The sequence below is a fragment of the Aromatoleum tolulyticum genome (genome assembly GCF_900156155.1).
In the GTDB taxonomy this organism is placed as follows: domain Bacteria; phylum Pseudomonadota; class Gammaproteobacteria; order Burkholderiales; family Rhodocyclaceae; genus Aromatoleum; species Aromatoleum tolulyticum.
Window position 1 is genome coordinate 137,240 of the sequence record NZ_FTMD01000007.1, and the last position, 16,953, is coordinate 154,192.

12 protein-coding genes and 1 pseudogene are annotated in these 16,953 nt (G+C 69.1%); 7 read left to right on the top strand and 6 right to left on the bottom strand.

From position 1 onward, the window contains the following. Nucleotides 1-77: 77 nt before the first annotated feature. The 4 genes from BW991_RS12285 to def all read right to left on the bottom strand — a co-directional run bounded on the left by BW991_RS12285 (nt 78) and on the right by def (nt 4,777). Complete coding sequence (locus tag BW991_RS12285) at nt 78-2,153, bottom strand: sensor histidine kinase (RefSeq protein WP_076602408.1); 2,076 nt, start codon at nt 2,151-2,153, stop codon at nt 78-80. A gap of 215 nt (nt 2,154-2,368) precedes the next feature. Then, on the bottom strand, nt 2,369-3,217 hold the full coding sequence (gene htpX / locus BW991_RS12290; RefSeq protein WP_076602409.1) for a zinc metalloprotease HtpX: 849 nt from the start codon (nt 3,215-3,217) through the stop codon (nt 2,369-2,371). Between the two features lie 97 nt (nt 3,218-3,314). Continuing rightward, nucleotides 3,315-4,277 (bottom strand): methionyl-tRNA formyltransferase, encoded by a 963-nt coding sequence (gene fmt, locus BW991_RS12295; protein WP_076602410.1) that lies wholly within the window; start codon nt 4,275-4,277, stop codon nt 3,315-3,317. Next, the gene (gene def / locus BW991_RS12300; RefSeq protein WP_076602411.1) at nt 4,274-4,777 is read right to left on the bottom strand and encodes a peptide deformylase; all 504 of its coding nucleotides are present in this window, start codon (nt 4,775-4,777) and stop codon (nt 4,274-4,276) included. Before def ends, fmt begins: the two co-directional genes overlap by 4 nt. A 162-nt stretch (nt 4,778-4,939) precedes the next feature. On the opposite strand from def, the gene BW991_RS12305 reads away from it, so the two are divergent. The 4 genes from BW991_RS12305 (at nt 4,940) to BW991_RS12320 (ending at nt 10,369) form a co-directional block, all read left to right on the top strand. After that, nucleotides 4,940-5,965 (top strand): LysM peptidoglycan-binding domain-containing protein, encoded by a 1,026-nt coding sequence (locus BW991_RS12305; RefSeq protein WP_076602412.1) that lies wholly within the window; start codon nt 4,940-4,942, stop codon nt 5,963-5,965. A gap of 11 nt (nt 5,966-5,976) precedes the next feature. Continuing rightward, nucleotides 5,977-7,140 carry a DNA-processing protein DprA gene (gene dprA, locus BW991_RS12310; RefSeq protein ID WP_170879094.1) on the top strand — a complete coding sequence of 388 codons (1,164 nt, stop codon included), beginning with the start codon at nt 5,977-5,979 and terminating at the stop codon, nt 7,138-7,140. 16 nt (nt 7,141-7,156) lie between these two features. Further along, entirely contained in the window at nt 7,157-7,624 is a 468-nt protein-coding gene (locus BW991_RS12315) for a Smg family protein (RefSeq protein ID WP_076602413.1), read from the top strand. Between the two features lie 150 nt (nt 7,625-7,774). Next, on the top strand, nt 7,775-10,369 hold the full coding sequence (locus tag BW991_RS12320) for a DNA topoisomerase III (RefSeq protein WP_076602414.1): 2,595 nt from the start codon (nt 7,775-7,777) through the stop codon (nt 10,367-10,369). 13 nt (nt 10,370-10,382) lie between these two features. Here the strand turns inward: BW991_RS12320 and BW991_RS12325 are convergent, their stop codons facing one another. Beyond that, the gene (locus tag BW991_RS12325; RefSeq protein ID WP_076602415.1) at nt 10,383-11,531 is read right to left on the bottom strand and encodes an FAD-dependent oxidoreductase; all 1,149 of its coding nucleotides are present in this window, start codon (nt 11,529-11,531) and stop codon (nt 10,383-10,385) included. Between the two features lie 107 nt (nt 11,532-11,638). After that, nucleotides 11,639-12,577 carry a hydrogen peroxide-inducible genes activator gene (locus BW991_RS12330; protein ID WP_076602416.1) on the bottom strand — a complete coding sequence of 313 codons (939 nt, stop codon included), beginning with the start codon at nt 12,575-12,577 and terminating at the stop codon, nt 11,639-11,641. Nucleotides 12,578-12,890: 313 nt separating this feature from the next. Between BW991_RS12330 and BW991_RS12335 the strand changes: the two are divergent. The 3 genes and pseudogenes from BW991_RS12335 to BW991_RS12345 form a co-directional block, all read left to right on the top strand. Beyond that, nucleotides 12,891-14,672: pseudogene (locus tag BW991_RS12335) on the top strand (TonB-dependent receptor plug domain-containing protein); the annotation flags it as partial. A gap of 64 nt (nt 14,673-14,736) precedes the next feature. Continuing rightward, the gene (locus tag BW991_RS12340) at nt 14,737-16,191 is read left to right on the top strand and encodes a DegQ family serine endoprotease (RefSeq protein ID WP_076602417.1); all 1,455 of its coding nucleotides are present in this window, start codon (nt 14,737-14,739) and stop codon (nt 16,189-16,191) included. 218 nt (nt 16,192-16,409) lie between these two features. Next, nucleotides 16,410-16,883, top strand: coding sequence for a c-type cytochrome (locus BW991_RS12345; RefSeq protein WP_076602418.1), 474 nt, complete (start codon nt 16,410-16,412; stop codon nt 16,881-16,883). The last annotated feature ends 70 nt before the right edge of the window (nt 16,884-16,953 follow it).

Genomic DNA, 16,953 nt, shown 5'->3' on the forward strand with positions numbered 1-16,953 from the left:
CGGTGTGCGCGGCCGCGCCGCACGCAGTTACATTTTGATAATAACCGAGTCGTCCGGGCCTGCGCCCCAACTACGCCTCACCAGCGCCGTAAAAACCCCGGGGCGCTCGGGGATTCGTCGTAACGCGGCTCGCGCCTCAGCCACAGCGCGAACTCCGTACCCTCGCCGGGCCGGCTGTCGACCACGATGCGGCCGCCGTAGCGTTCGACGATCGTGTAGCTGATCGACAGGCCCAGGCCGGTGCCGCTGCCCTTCTTGGTCGTGAAGAAGGGATCGAAGATGTGCGACAGGTCCTCCGGCGCGATGCCATGTCCGGTATCGCGCACCCGGATCACCGCGCCGACGGTCGCGCCGTCCTCGCTCCAGTCCGTCGTCGCGAGGCTCAGTCGCCCGCCGTCGGGCATCGCCTGCACGGCATTCACGATCAGGTTGATCAGCACCTGCTGCAGCTCGCTGCGGTTGATCTCGATGCGCGCCTTCGCCGCGAAGTCGGTCGCGACCTCGATCGCGCGGCGATCGAAGCTGTGCTGCGTGAGGAACAGGCAGTCGGCGACGACCTCGTTCACCTCCACCGCTTCGGCGTAGCCCGCGAACTCGCCCGGACGCGCGAACTGCAGCAGCTTCGTGACGATCTGGCGGATGCGGTCGGCCTGCTGGTGGATCAGGCGGATCTCCTGGCGCACGGGCTCGGCCGCCGCCCCCAGCACGTCGCGCATCACGTCGAGGTTGCCCTGGATCACCGCGACCGGATTGTTGATCTCGTGCGCGACCCCCGCCGTCAGCTCGCCGATCGCCGCGAGCTTCTCGCTCATCACCAGCTGCTGCTGCGCACGTCGCAATGTCTCGTTGGCCTCGCTCAGTTCCACCGTGCGCTCGGCGACCTTGCGGTCGAGCTCATCGGCCCAGCGCTGCAGTTCCTCGCGCTTGGCCGACAGGGTGTCGAGGAGGTGGTCGAACTCGCCCGCCAGCCGCCCCAGCTCGTCGCGGCTCGCGACCTCACCGACGCGTGCGTCCGCTTCGCCCTGTTCGACACGCTGGATCACCGCGTTCATGCGCTCGATCGGCCGGAACACGCTGCGCGCCCAGCGCAGGCTGAGCGCCGCGCCGGCCGCGCTGATGCCGATGAACAGCACGAACAGCGCCCCCATCGCCATGCGGCCCGCATCGCGGAAAGGCGCCTCGAGGAAGCCCACGTACAGCATCCCGACGCGCTCGCCGCGACCATCCGCGATCGGTTCGTAGCCCGAGACATAGTCGCCGTTCACGACGAAGGCCGCGCCCAGCCAGGTCTCGCCGCGCCCCAGCACATGGTCGCGCACCGCCTGCGACACGCGCGTGCCGAGCGCCCGCGTGTCGCCGAACAGGCGCACGTTGGTGGCGATGCGGGTGTCGTCGAGGAACAGGGTGGCGGTCCCGCGGCTGCCGAGCGGCAGCGAGCCGTCGCGATAGACGATGGCGTTGATGCGGTCGACCATCTCCAGATTGCCATTGAGCAGGACGCCGCCCTCGAGCACCCCCACGAGGTTGCGCTTTTCGTCATACACCGGTGCGGCGGCGTGGATCACCAGTCCCCGATCCTCCGCCGTACGCGCATCGGGTGCCGCCGCGCGCGTTTCCACGAGCGGCAGCCAGGCGCGCTCGCGCAGGGCCGGGGACAAATATTGGAGCGCGTCGGCGGAGAATCGTTCTACCGTCGTCAGCGCCGATCCGTGCAGCGCCGACGCGACCGCCGGCCAATCCAGGCGCGCGGCCGCCGCGCCCGCCAGCGGCTGCGATGCCGCCAGCGGACGGCCCTCGCGATCGAGCAGCAGCAGGAAGTCCAGCCGCCGCCCGGGGGCGAGTTCCGCCAGCAGCGTCGACATCGCGGCCGGCGGTGCGGCCAGCGTTCCGACCACGCGGTGCGATTCGGCAAGCGCCTGCACGTCGTAGCCGACGCCGCTGCGCACGCGGTCGAAATACTCGTGCGCGGTGACGAGATCTGAGCTGATCTTGAAGTTGAGCAGGCGCTCGTAGGCCTCGTTGCCCCAGGTCCACACCAGCCCCAGCAGCACCGGCACGCCCACCACCAGCGGGGCGAGCACCAGCACGAGCAGCTTGGCGCGGACCGAGCTGCGCAGCCTTTCGGTCCAGGGCGGGCGCGGTTGCCGAGACATCAGCCCACGCTCCGCGCGGAGCGAGCACGGGAAAGCGCTGTTCCTCCCCCTTCAAGGGGGGCGAAGCCGGGGTTTCGCGAAGCACCGCTTCGCGCCGGCTGAGCGGTCCGGCTGTGCAAAGCCGGACCCGGACGGTCAGGAGGGGGATGGGTTTCTGCCACGCGTGCTTGACGGTGCAGGACTCAATTTGACTCGCGTAATTGCGTACTGAGTTATTAGCCGCGGACCATCATCTCGCGCAGGCGCGCCACGCGCTCCTGCGTCGACGGGTGGGTCGAGAACAGGCCGCGCAGGCCGCCGCCCGACAGCGGGTTCATGATCATCATCTGCGCGGTCTCGGGATGCGCCTCGGCGGCGTGCATGGGGATACCGCGCGCGTAGGCGTCGATCTTCGCCAGCGCGCTCGCGAGCGCCTCGGGATCGCCCGAGATCTCGGCGCCGCCGCGATCCGCGCCGAACTCGCGGGTACGCGAGATCGCCATCTGGATGATCATCGCCGCCAGCGGCGCGAGGATCATCACGAGGATGGACAGCACCGGGTTGGGCCGCTCGTCGTCGCGGCTGCCGCCGAAGAACATGCCGAACTGCGCCAGCATCGAGATCGCGCCGGCCACCGTCGCCGACATCGTCGAGATCAGGATGTCGCGGTTCTTCACATGCGCGAGCTCGTGCGCCATCACGCCGCGCAGTTCGCGCTCGGACAGCATGCGGATGATGCCCGTGGTCGCCGCAACCGCCGCGTGGTCCGGGTTGCGCCCGGTCGCGAACGCGTTGGGCTGCTCCTCGTCGATGATGTACACCTTGGGCATCGGCAGGCCGGCGCGCTGCGCGAGCCCGCGCACCATGTTGTACAGGTAGGGCGAGCTGGTCTCGTCGACCTGGCGCGCGTTGTACATGCGCAGCACCATCTTGTCGGAGAACCAGTAGGCCCACACGTTCATCGCGCCGCCGAACACCAGCGCCATCAGCATGCCCTGCTTGCCGCCGAGCATGGCACCCACGGCACCGAACAGGGCGACGATACCTGCCATCAGGATCGAGGTCTTCAGCCAGTTGCCGAACATGTGCGTTTTCCTTCCTCAGTGATTGGGGTTGTCTGCCCCTATGTGGGGCCGGACGCCGCGGCTTCAATGCGGGGCGGGGATTTCTCCCCGCGCGCCTTCAGCTCCCGCTGCCGAAGCGTTCGCCTGCACTGACCGGGAATCCGCGCAGAAATTCCCCGGCGGGCATGCGCCGGCTGCCCGGCTTCTGCAGTTCGACGAGGCGCAGCGCCCCTTCGCCGCAGGCAACGACGACCCCGGACTCGTCCGCCGACAGCACCGTGCCCGGCGCGCCGGATCCGGCAACGGGCTCCGCGCGCCAGATCTTCACGGCGACGTCGCGCAGCGTGCCGACCGCGCCCGGGAAGGGATTGAACGCACGCACCGCGCGCCCGATCTCCACTGCCGGACGATGCCAGTCGATCGCCGCCTCCGCCTTGCCGATCTTCGCCGCGTAGGTCACGCCGGCCTCGGGCTGCGGCTCGGCCTTCAGCGTGCCCTGCGGCAGCGCGCGCAACGCCTCGACGACCATCTCCGCGCCCAGCGCCGCAAGGCGGTCGTGCAGGGTCGCCGTCGTGTCGTCGGGGCCGATCGCCAGCGAGCGCTTCATCAGCATCGCGCCGGTGTCGAGGCCCTCGTCCATCTGCATGATCGTGATGCCGGTCTCGGCGTCGCCCGCCTCGATCGCGCGATGGATCGGTGCCGCGCCGCGCCAGCGCGGCAGCAGCGAAGCGTGGATGTTGATGCAGCCCAGGCGCGGCAGTTCCAGCACCGCGGGCGGCAGCAACAGGCCGTAGGCCGCGACGACGAGGATGTCCGGCGCGCACGCCACGAGCGCCGCACGCTGCTCCTCGCTGCGCAGCTTCTCCGGCTGGTCGACGGCGATGCCGTGCGCGAGCGCGACCTGCTTCACCGGGCTCGCGGTGAGCTTCATGCCGCGCCCGGCGGGGCGGTCGGGCTGGGTCAGCACCAGCGGCACCGCGAAACCCGCGGCGAGGATCGCCTCCAGCGCCGCGGCGGCGAACTCCGGCGTGCCCGCGAAGGCGACGCGGAGCGAGCTACGCGAGGGGGCGGCCGCGCTCACGCGGTGATCCGCGCTTTTTTCGCCAGCCGCGTCTTGATGCGGTTGAGCTTGAGCGGCGACAGGTATTCGACGAAGACCTTGCCTTCGAGGTGGTCGAGTTCGTGCTGGATGCACACCGCCAGCAGGCCGTCGGCCTCCAGCTCGAAGGGCTTGCCGGCGGCGTCGAGCGCCTTCACGCGCACGCGCTCGGCGCGACGCACGCTCTCGTAGATGCCGGGCACCGACAGGCAGCCTTCCTCGCCGATATGCTCGCCGGACTTCTCGACGATCTCGGCGTTGATGAACACGCGTAGGTCGGAGCGGTCCTCGCTGACGTCGATCACCACCACCCGCTTGTGCACATCCACCTGCGTCGCGGCGAGCCCGATACCGGGCGCCTCGTACATCGTCTCGGCCATGTCCTGGACGAGCTGGCGAATCGAATCGTCCACCTGCGCGACCGGGGCGGCGCGCGTGTGCAAACGGGGGTCGGGATAGCGAAGGATCGGTAATAGCGCCATAAATGCTTGCCGGGTTAAGTCATTACGTGCAGAATTTCAAGTGCTTTGGCATGCTGTCGGGGTCGCCCCGGCATTCGAATCGAGTCTGCGGATTGGATCCCTCGACCGGCGGAACGCGTTCCGGTAGCGGAAAATCCGGTCCGTTCCAATCGGAAGCGAGCGATGACCCGCATTATATTCCCTCTCCTCTTCAGCGTTGCGACCCTTCTCGGCGCGCCCGCGCTCGCGGCACCTGCCGCCATCGCCGACAACGCCCCCGACAGCCACACCGTCGTGCGCGGCGACACGCTGTGGGGAATTTCGGGCAAGTTCCTCAAGGAACCCTGGCGCTGGCCCGAAGTGTGGCGCCTCAATCGCGACCAGATCCGCAACCCGCACCTGATCTATCCCGGCCAGATCATCGTGCTCGACCGCAGCGGCCCCTACCTGTCGATCGGCCGCCGCGTCGGCGACCAGAGGCTGCAGCCGCAGGTCTATCACGAAGACCTCAAGGACGCCGTCACCAGCATCCCGATGCAGGACATCGAGCCCTTCCTGACCAAGCCGCTGGTCGTCGACGAGGCACGTCTGGCCGACGCCGGCACCGTGGTCGCGACGGAGACGAGCCGCGTCTTCATGGGCCCCGGCGACACGATCTTCGCCAAGAACGTCAAGGACGACCAGAAGGTGTGGCAGGTGCTGCGTCCGGCCAAGCCGCTCACCGACCCGGTCACCAAGGAAGTGCTCGGCTACGAGGCCGCCTTCCTCGGCAGCGCGCGCGTCACCGAGCAGGGCACACCCGCCACGCTCGAGATCATCAGCGCGGTCGAGGAGATCGGCACCGGCGACCGCCTGGTCGTCAGCGACAAGCCCGAGATCTTCTCGTACATGCCGCATGCGCCGCAGAACGAGGTCGCCGGCCGCCTGATCGGCATCTACCGCGGCGTCGCCGAAACCGGCCGCAACCACGTCGTGACGCTCGGCGTCGGCGCGCGCGAAGGCATCGAGCGCGGCCATGTGCTCGCGCTGCACCGCAACCGCGGCTCGGTCGTGTACAAGGACGACGACGGCAACAAGGAAACCTACGACCTGCCCGAGAAGCGCTACGGCCTCGTCTTCGTGTTCCGCGTGTTCGACCGCGTCTCCTACGCGCTGGTGATGGAGACCGACGGCCAGGTCGCGGTCGGCGACAGCGTGCGCAGACCCTGACGGACCCAAGTGTGGAGGACGATCTCGCCGCCTGGCTGCGGCTGACCCTCCTCCCCGGCATCGGCCCCGAACGCCAGCGCAGCCTGCTCGCGGCGTTCGGACTACCCGGGCAAGTCTTCGCCGCCGGGCGCAGTGCGATCACCGCGGTGGCCGGCGCAGATACCGCCGACCTCCTCTTCGCCGCGCCCGACGAGGCGCGCATCGCCGCAGCCCTCGCGTGGGCCGCGGAACCGGACAACCACATCCTCACCCTCGGCGACGCCGCCTATCCGCGCGGCCTGCTCGAGATCCCCGATCCGCCGGTACTGCTGTACGTGAAGGGCGATCCGGCGCTGCTCGCCGGCACCGCGCTGGCGATCGTCGGCGCCCGCTCCGCAACGCCGGGCGGCGTCGCGAACGCCCAGGCCTTCGCGGAACATCTCGCCGGCGCCGGCCTCACGATCGTCAGCGGGCTCGCGCTCGGCATCGACGCCGCGGCCCACCGCGGTGCGCTCGACCACGCCGACGGCAAGACCGTGGCGGTCATCGGTACCGGAGCCGACCGCGTCTATCCCGCCCGCCACCAGGCGCTCGCGCGCGAAATCGCCCGGCGCGGCGCCATCGTCAGCGAACTGCCGCTCGGCACTCCCGCGCTGCCGCACAACTTCCCGCGCCGCAACCGCCTCATCGCCGGACTCGCGCGCGGCGTGCTGGTCGTCGAGGCAGCGATCGGCAGCGGCTCGCTGATCACCGCGCGGCTCGCGTCCGAGTGCGGGCGCGAGGTGTTCGCGATCCCCGGCTCCATCCATTCGCCGCTCGCACGCGGCTGCCACCGCCTGATCCGCGACGGCGCCAAGCTGGTCGAGACCGCCGCCGACGTCCTCGACGAACTGGCGTGGGGCCGGCCGGCGGGCGCGCCGACGAATGCGCGGCCGGCGGCTACCGCGAACCCGACACGCGGACGCAAACGCGGCGCGGCCGGCGACCCGGCGCCGCTCTTCGCGCCGCCCCCCACCGCCGAAGCGCCTCCCGAGCAGGCCGCGGTACTCGCCGCACTGGGCCACGATCCGCTGGACATCGACACGCTGGCCGCGCGCAGCGGCTTGACGCTCGATGCGCTCTACGCCATTCTGCTGGCACTGGAGCTCGACGGGCGGATCAGCCGACTCCCCGGCGGGCGCTTCCAGCGCCATTGACTGACGGTGTGCCGCCATGTTCGACATTTTTGTATACCTCTTCGAGAACTACGTTCACGCCGCCGCCTGCCCCGAAATCGACCAGCTCGCCCGCAAGCTTTCGGCAGCCGGTTTCGAGGAGGATGAAATCACCGAGGCGCTCGACTGGCTCTCGGGCCTGCGCAGCATTTCCGACGCCTCGCCGCTCGCGATGACGCCCGCAGCAGGCGCCTTCCGCGTGTATGCGGCCGAGGAAGAGGCGCGGCTGAGCACCGAGTGCCGCGGCTTCCTCGCCTTCCTGGAGAATGCCGGAGCCCTCGACGCCGGAACGCGCGAGATCATCATCGAGCGCACGCTGGCGTTGAACGGCGTCACGGCCAGCCTCGCCCGGCTCAAGGTGATCGTGCTGATGGTGTTGTGGCAGCGCGAGCTGCCGCTCGACAGCCTGATCGTCGACGAACTGCTCGGGGAAGAGGCGGAAGAAGGCGCGCTCGCAAAGCACTAGTGTCCCGAGTTGCAAGTGCGTCGAATGCACTGACCGGGACAACTGGCGCATCCGCGGCGCTTGCACCCTTGACTGCGGCCTGCTTATCATGCGCCGCTCGATCACCCCATACACGAAAACCGACAGGGTTTTCCAAGGCGGCCAAGCGGCATGAGCAAGCAACTGATCATCGCGGAGAAACCTTCGGTCGCGCAGGACATCGCCCGCGCGCTGGGCGGCTTCACGAAGGAAAAGGACTACTTCGAGTCCGACGAGTACGTGCTCTCATCGGCCGTCGGCCACCTGCTCGAACTGGTGGTGCCCGACGAGTACGAGGTCAAGCGCGGCAAATGGACTTTTGCCCACCTGCCGGTGATCCCGCCGCAGTTCGCGCTGAAACCGATCGAGAAGACCGATGACCGCCTCAAGCTGCTGACGCGGCTGATCAAGCGCAAGGACGTCACCGGCCTGATCAACGCGTGTGACGCGGGGCGCGAAGGCGAGCTGATCTTCAATTTCATCGCGCAGCACGCCAAGAGCGACAAGCCGGTGCGCCGGCTGTGGCTGCAGTCGATGACGGCGACGGCGATCCGCGACGGATTCACCCACCTGCGCTCGGCGCAGGAGGTCGAGGGCCTGCGTTCGGCGGCGGTGTGCCGCGCCGAGAGCGACTGGCTGATCGGCATCAACGGCACACGCGCGATGACCGCGTTCAATTCCAAGACCGGCGGCTTCCACCTCACCACGGTCGGGCGCGTGCAGACGCCGACGCTCGCCATCGTGGTCGAGCGTGAACAGAAGATCCGCCAGTTCAAGCCGCGCGACTACTGGGAACTGGAAGCCTCCTTCGGCTGCCAGGCCGGCAGCTACGCGGGACGCTGGTTCGACGAGAAGTTCAAGAAGCCCGAGGGCGATGAGCACGCGACCGCCTTCCGCCTGTGGGACAAGGCGCGCGCCGAGGCGATCAAGGCGAAGTGCGACGGCAAGCCGGGCACCGTGACGGAGGAGTCCAAACCGTCGACGCAGCTCTCGCCGCTGCTGTTCGACCTCACCAGCCTGCAGCGCGAGGCCAACGGCCGCTTCGGCTTCTCGGCGCGCGTGACGCTGCAGATCGCCCAGGCGCTGTACGAAAAGCACAAGGCGCTGACCTATCCGCGTACCGATGCGCGCGCGCTGCCCGAGGACTACCTCGGCACCGTCAAGGACGTGATGCGCGCGCTGCCCGACGACTACGCGCCGTTCGCGAACGAGATCGCGAAGCAGGGCTGGGTGAAGCCCAACAAGCGCATCTTCAACAACGCCAAGATCTCCGACCACTTCGCGATCATCCCGACCGGCACCGTGCCGAAGAGCCTGTCGGAAGCCGAGCACAAGATCTACGACCTGGTCACGCGGCGCTTCCTGTCGGTGTTCTACCCGGCGGCCGAATACCGCATCACGACGCGCATCACGCGCGTCGAGAACGAGGCCTTCAAGACCGAGGGCAAGGTGCTCGTGAATTCGGGCTGGCTTGCCGTGTACGGCAAGGAGGCGGTCAAGGAAGACGAGGATGGCAGCGGCGGGGGCGCGCAGCTGTGCGCGGTGCAGCCGAACGAGACCGTGTCGACCGACGACATCCTCGTGAAGTCGCTCGTGACCAAGCCGCCCGCACGCTACAACGAAGCGACCCTGCTGTCGGCGATGGAAGGCGCGGGCAAGATGGTCGACGACGAGGAGCTGCGCGCGGCGATGGCCGAACGCGGCCTCGGCACGCCGGCGACGCGCGCGCAGATCATCGAGGGCCTGATCGCCGAGCAGTACATCCACCGCGAGGGGCGCGAACTGATCCCCAGCGCGAAGGCCTTCTCGCTCATCACGCTGCTGAAGGGCCTCGACGTTTCCGCGCTGACTTCGCCGGAGCTGACCGGCGAATGGGAGCACAAGCTCGCGCAGATGGAGCGCGGCCAGCTGTCGCGCCCCGAGTTCATGCGCGAGATCGCCGAGATGGCGCGCGAAGTCGTGGAGCGCGCCAAGCGCTTCGAGTCCGACACGGTGCCGGGCGACTTCGTCACGCTGTCGACGCGGTGCCCGAAGTGCGGCGGCGTGGTGAAGGAGAACTACAAGAAGTTCGCGTGCCAGGCCTGCGACTGGAGCGCGTGGAAGATCGTCGCCGGGCGCCAGTTCGAAATCCACGAGATCGAGACGCTGCTGCGCGAGGGCAGGGTCGGACCGCTGATGGGCTTCCGCAGCAAGATGGGACGGCTCTTCAACGCCGAGATCCGACTCAACGACGACAAGCAGCCCGAGTTCGATTTCGGCCAGCCCAAGGACGACGGCGAGGGCGCTGAACCGGTCGATTTCTCCGGCCAGGAGCCGCTGGGCGCATGCCCGAAGTGTGCGTCGCCGGTGTACGAGCACGGCATGGCCTATGTGTGCGCGAAGTCGGTGGGGCCGGAGAAGTCCTGCGATTTCCGCTCGGGCAAGGTGATCCTGCAGCAGCCGGTGGAGCGCGAGCAGATGACCAAGCTGCTCGCCGACGGCCGCACCGACCTGCTCAAGGGGTTCGTGTCGACGCGCACCAAGCGCAAGTTCTCGGCCTTCCTCGTGCGCGGCGCGGACGGCAAGGTGGGCTTCGAGTTCGAGCCCAAGACACCCAAGGCCGGCGCGAAGGCCAAGGCGGGCGACGGCGCCGGCAAGGAAGGCGCGGCGGCCGAGACGGCCGAAAAGGCCGAGAAGGCCAAACCGGCAGCGCGCAAGACCAGCCCGCGGGCGCGCAAGGAAGCCTGAGCCGGGTCGCGCTTCAGCGCGCGACGCGGCTGAGCAGGCTGCCGCTCTCGCCGGCAGGATCGCCGACCAGCGCGAAGCCGCGCAGGGCCCCCGTACGGTCGTGGAACAGCGCGCGCACGCCGCGGGCGGTGGCCGATTCGTGCCATTCGCCGGCGACCGGCGGCGGTTTGCAGATCGCGACCGCGCAGCACTCCAGGTTCAGGCGCCGGACGCGCGCCTTCCAGCGCATGCGTGCGCCGTGTCCCGCGAGCACGTCGGCAAGCACCTGCGCGCAGGAATCGATGTCTTCGCCGAACTCGAACACACGCCCCTCGAATTCCGCGCAGCCACCCACGGCGTGAATCGCCTCGGCCGAGGTGCGCAGGGCGGCATCGACGACGATGCCTGCCGCGACGTCCAGCCCCGCGGCCCGCGCGAGCTGCACGCGCGGCCGGGTGCCCAGCGCGGCGACGACCACATCGACGGCGAGCGGCTTGCCGCCGAGCATCGTGACGTGCAGTTCGTCCATGCCCTGGTCGATGCGCTGCACGCCGTCCTCGGTGCGGATGCGCACCCCGGCGGCGGCCAGTGCGTCGGCGATGCGTTCGGCACACAGGGTGGGTACGCTGCCGCCCAGCAGGTGCGGGTCCGACTCCAGCAGGGTCACCTCGCAGCCGCCGCGCTTCAGGCTTTCCGCCAGCTCGCAGCCGGGGACGCCGCCGCCGACGACGGCGACACGCCCGCGCCCCGCGAGTTCGGAACGCAGATAGGCGTACTCGGCGAGGCTGCCGACGGTGAGGACGGACGCGGCACCGCTGCCGCGCACGTTCGCCGGCCTGAGCGATTCCACGCCGGTCGCAAGCACCAGCTGCGACCAGATCTGCTCGGGCTGCGCGGGGTTGTCGGTGCGCAGCACGCGGCTTGCCGGATCGATCGCGAGCACGCGGCGGTGCGGTGTGATCGTGGCCTCGAAGCGGTAGGCCATCTGTTCGGCGGTCGCGATCACCAGCTCGTCCGCGTCACGCCGGTGCGCGAGGCCCGCCGGGAACTGGTCCTTGGCGTAGGCCGAGGCCTCGCCCGCGCCGATCAGGTGGATCTCGCGGTGACGGTCGCGCTGGCGCAGCGCGCGCAACAGCGCGTAGCCGGCAAAACCGGTACCGACGATCACGAGCGGTGCATCCACGGCGCACCCCCTGCACAAGGCATGATTTCAACCTAGCCGCCAACGCGCGGGACGGCGCGGCAATCGTTCACGCCGGCCTGCGCCGGCAGGCGTGCTTCAGGTCTACCTTAGGCAATCTCCAGCGGCGCCACACGGCCGATCGGGCGCACGCCGGGCAGGTCGCTCTCGAGGATGGCGGTGCGCAGGACGTCGATCGCGCCGCTGCGCGGGTAGGTGACGCGCCACGCGAGCGCGACGCGGCGCGAGGGCTCGGGGTCGGAGAAGGGACGCACCGCGACCAGCGCGTTCTGCGTCGGCAGGTCGTCCGCGGCGGTGCTGGGCAGCACCGTGACGCCGAGGCCGGTCGCGACCATGTGGCGGATCGTCTCCAGCGAGCTGCCTTCCAGCGTGCGTTGCAGGCCGCTGACGTTGCGGCAGTGCGGACACACTTCGAGCACCTGGTCGCGGAAGCAGTTGCCGGCGCCGAGCAGCAGCAGCTGGTCGTCGGCGAGCTTTTCGGGGTCGATGTGCGCGAGCGCCGTCCACGGGTGCGTCGCGGGTATCAGCACGCGGAAGGGTTCGTCATACACGGGCTGGGCGACGATGCCCGCTTCGTCGAAGGGCAGCGACAGCACGATGACGTCGAGTTCGCCGCGCTTGAGCGCCTCGAGGAGCCGCGTCGTGTAGTTTTCGTGGATGATCAGCGGCATGCGCGGCGCGAGCTTGTGCACGCGCGGGATCAGGCGCGGCAGCAGGTAGGGCGCGATGGTGTAGATCACTCCCAGGCGCAGCGGTCCGGACAGCGGATCCTTGCCGGCAGCGGCGATCTCCGGGATCTGCGCCGCCTCCATCAGCACCTTCTCGGCCTGGGCGACGATACGCTGGCCGGTGGAGGTGATCTTGACCTCGGTCGCGCTGCGCTCGAACAGCTGCACGCCGAGCTCGTCCTCGACCTTCTTGATCGCGACCGAAAGCGTGGGCTGGCTGACATGGCACTTCTCGGCCGCGCGACCGAAGTGGCGCTCGTGGGCGAGGGCGATGAGGTAGCGGAGATCGGTGAGGGTCATGGGGGTGCGCTGGGCGATGGCATGCGTCGAAGATGTTACTCCGCATGGGCACATCGGGACACCTCCGGCAACCGGCCGAGTGCCGCTGCCCTTATACTTCGATTTGTGCCAATGTCCCGCGGGGCGGGGCTTCAAACAATAACGATCTATGACTTTCCGCTTATATTTGCGCGCCGTGGCCGCGGCTTCGATTGCCGCGTGCACTTCCGTCGCGGCGGCGCAGTCCGGCACCGGGTCGGACAACTCACCGGATCCGCAGATTCCGGAAGCGAGCTATTTCGATTCCCTCCCGGTGGTGCTCACCGTTTCGCGCATGCCGCGGCCGCAGAACGAGGCGCCTGCGGCGATCACCGTGCTCGATCGCGAGACGATCCGCGCGACCGGCTACCGCAGCCTGGACCGCCTGCTGCGTCTGGTGCCGGGCATGCTGGTCGCGAAGGAACGCGGCAGCGAGCAGTGGGTCAGCTACCACGGCCCGAACCGCGATTGGCCGCAGGAGCTGCAGATCCTCATCGACGGGCGCTCGGTGAGCGCGGCCTACTTCGGCAGCTTCGGGCGCAATTCATTCCCGCTGGCGATCGAGGACATCGAGCGCATCGAGGTCGTGCGCGGCACCGACGCGGCCTCGTACGGCACGAACGCCTACATGGGCGTGGTGAACATCATCACGCGCCACACCGCGGAGGAAAGCGGCGGGACGGTTTCGGTCGCGGCCGGTACGGGCGAGTATTCGGAGGTCAGCGGCCGCGTGGTCACGCGCTCGGGTCCGCTGGGCCTGCGCATCACCGCGCAGCACCTGCGCGACGAGGGTGTGCACGACCTGAACGACAGCCGTAACCGCCACCGCGTGAGCCTGCGCAGCGACCTGCAGATGGGCGAGCACGACGAGCTGACCCTGCTCGCCGGCCTCACCGACATCGAGCGCGGAACGGGTTACCCGAACACGCCGTTCAACTCCCATCCCGAGCGCGACATGGACACGCGCGAGCACTTCGGCCACCTGCGCTGGCGCCATGCCGTCAGTCCGGACGAGGAGTTCCTGCTGTCCGGCTACTACGCCTACGAGCGCACGCGCAACGAATGGGCGGTCAACACCGGGCCGCTCCAGGCCATCCTCGGCCCCGTCTCGATCCCGGTGAATGACAGCTTCACGACGCGGCGCCAGAACCTCGAGTTCCAGCACAACGTCTCGCCCCGGCAGGGCCTGAGGCTGAGCTGGGGGGCCGAATGGCGCCGCGACCAGGTCCACGCGCCGTTCATCTTCTTCGGCCGCTCCGATCCGACCGAGGAAAGCCGGCGCCTGTACGCGAACGTCGAATGGCGGGCGGCGCCGCAGTGGCAATGGAACTTCGGTGCGATGGCGGAACGCTTCCAGCACGACCGCACCCGCCTGTCGCCGCGCGTGTTCCTCAACTGGCTGCCGGACGAGACTGAGACCTGGCGCGCCGGTTACGCGCGCGCATGGCGCAATCCGGGAGTCTTCAGCCGCTACAGCGACGTGCGCATCTTCCATCCGACGCTCGGCCTGCTGCTGCAGCATCGCTTCGTGCCCAATGCGGGCATCGACCCGTCGCGCCTCGACAGCTTCGAGCTCGGATATGCACGCCGCTTCCCGGCCCTGCAGGGCAACCTCGACGTGCGCGTGTTCCACGAGCGCATCCGCGACCAGATCGTGCGCCAGCAGGCCGACTCCCCGATCGAGAATCCCTTCCAGCAACTCGTACAGCGTTTCCTGCCGCCGTCGCAGTGGGCAAACGGCCATGGCACGGTCCGGCTCGAAGGCGTCGAAACGCAGTTCGACTTCAAGCCCTGGAACGACGGCACGCTGCTGCTGCGCCACACACTGACGCGCGTGCGCGCCGACGACGACGGCACCACGGAGAGCGTCGCGCCCTATTCGGCCAGCATCACGTGGCTGCAGCGCATGGGTGCATGGCAGAGCGCGCTGAGCCTGCTGCGCGTCGGGCCGGTGCGCGCCGGCAACGGGTTCACGCCGAGCTTCCGCTATACCGTGCCGGACTACACGACGCTGGACGCGAGCATCGCGCGCGAGTTCCGCCTCGATGGCGGACGGACGCTGGAAGTGCGGCTGACGGGCCTCAACCTGCTCGGACGCCACCAGGAGCTGGCGAACTTCCCGGTGCGTCACCGCCCTGGCGATGGGCCTCGGCTCCGCCTTCATCGACGGCCTCGCGCTTCCCGCGGCGCTCGCCGCGAGCCCGGTAGCGGCGGCACAGGCAGCCCAGCTCAACCGCTTCGGCCTGCCCGATTTCGGCGATCTGGTCGAGCAGGTCGGGCCCGCCGTGGTGAACATCGCCGTGACGCAGAAGGAAAAGACGCGTCCGATGGGCGAGGACGCCCAAGGCCTGTCGCCCGACGATCCGTTCTACGACTTCCTGCGCCGCTTCGGCGTGCCGACGCCGGGCATGCCCGGCCAGCCGGGGCATGGCAACCGTGGCCCGCGCGCGCAGCGCGGCGTGGGCTCGGGCTTCATCGTCAGCAGCGACGGCTACGTGCTCACCAATGCGCACGTCGTCGGCGAAGGTGAGTCGGAAGTCACCATCAAGCTGATCGACAAGCGTGAGTTCAAGGCCAAGGTGGTCGGCACCGACAAGCGCACCGACATCGCGCTGCTGAAGATCGACGCCACCGGGCTGCCGACCGTGCGCACCGGCGATGCGGAACGCTCCCGCGTCGGCGAATGGGTCGTGGCCGTGGGTTCGCCCTTCGGCTTCGACAACACGGTGACGGCCGGCATCATTTCGGCCAAGGCGCGCCGCCTGCCGGACGAGAACTACGTGCCCTTCATCCAGACCGACGTCGCGATCAACCCCGGCAACTCGGGCGGGCCGCTGTTCAACCTCGCCGGCGAGGTGATCGGCATCAACTCGCAGATCTACTCGCGCTCGGGCGGCTTCATGGGCATCTCGTTCGCGATCCCGATCGACGTCGCGTTGAAGGTCAAGGACCAGATCGTCAAGTACGGCCGCGTGCAGCGCGGCAAGCTGGGCGTGACGATCCAGGGGCTGGACAAGGAGCTGGCGCAGTCCTTCGGCCTCTCCGAGCCGCGCGGCGCGCTGATCGCGAGCGTGGAGCCCGACAGCGCCGGCGACAAGGCGGGCCTGAAGCCGGGCGACGTGGTGCTGGGCGTCGACGGCACGAACGTCGGCGAGTCGGGCGACCTGCCGCGCATCATCGGCGACAAGCGCCCCGGCTCGAGCGTGAAGCTGGAGATCTGGCGCGAGGGCAAGAGCCGCACGGTGAGCGCGACGCTGGGCGAGATGAGCCCCGAGACCCTGGCCGAAGTGCCGAGCGGCGGGGGCGACGGCAAGCGCGGCGAGGATGCCGGCGGCAAGCTGGGCCTGGCCGGGCGAGCGCTCACGAACGAGGAGGCGGCACAGCTCGGTGTGCGCGGCGGCCTGCTGGTCGAACGCGTGAACGGTCCGGCGGCACAGGCGGGCCTGCAGCAGGGCGACATCGTGCTGGCCGTGAACAACCAGCCGGTGACCACAGTGCAGGCGTTCCGCCAGCTGATGGAGAAGATCGGCAACCGCTTCGCACTGCTCGTGCAGCGCGGCGGCACGCGCATCTTCGTGCCGATCAAGATCGGTTGAGCCCCCCGACGAGCGGGGTGCGCGACACCGCCGCGTGCCTCATGCTTCGCGTCGCGGCCGAGGACTGTGTGACCTGGGTCACACGCGCCTTGGCCGTGGAATAAATCCCGCTAGACTGCTGTTCATGTTCGCGCAGGATCATCGCGCGGCCGGCGCGCTTGCGCGCCGGCCGCGTGCCATACGGTATTTTCCAACCACCCGAAACGAGAGAACGACCGATGAAGAAACTCCTCACCCATGCCGCCGCCGGCCTCCTCGCCCTGTCCCTCGCCGGCCTCGCGTCCGCGCAGATGAAGCCCGAGGACGCGATCAAGTTCCGCCAGTCCGGCTACACCTTCATGGCGTGGAACATGGGCAAGATCAAGGCACAGGCCGTCGACGGCACGACGCCGTTCAACAAGGACCAGGTCGCTGCGGCCGCCAACGCCATCGCCGCGGTTGCGAACTCGGGGATGGGCTCGCTGTACCTGCCGGGCACCGACAAGGGCAAGGGCTGGAAGGACACGCGCGTGAAGCCGGAGCTCTTCACCGACAAGGAGGAAGTCGGCAAGATCGCGAAGAACTTCGTCGAACAGGCCAACAAGCTGCAGCAGGTCGCGCTGGCCGGCGACCAGGCCGCGATCAAGACCCAGTTCGGCGAAATGGGCAAGGCCTGCAAGGCCTGTCACGACAAGTTCCGCATCGAGGAGTGATGCGCCGCGCACCGGGGCATCCGGTGCGGTGAAGCGGAAAATGGCCGCCCCGAGGGGTGGCCATTTTCAC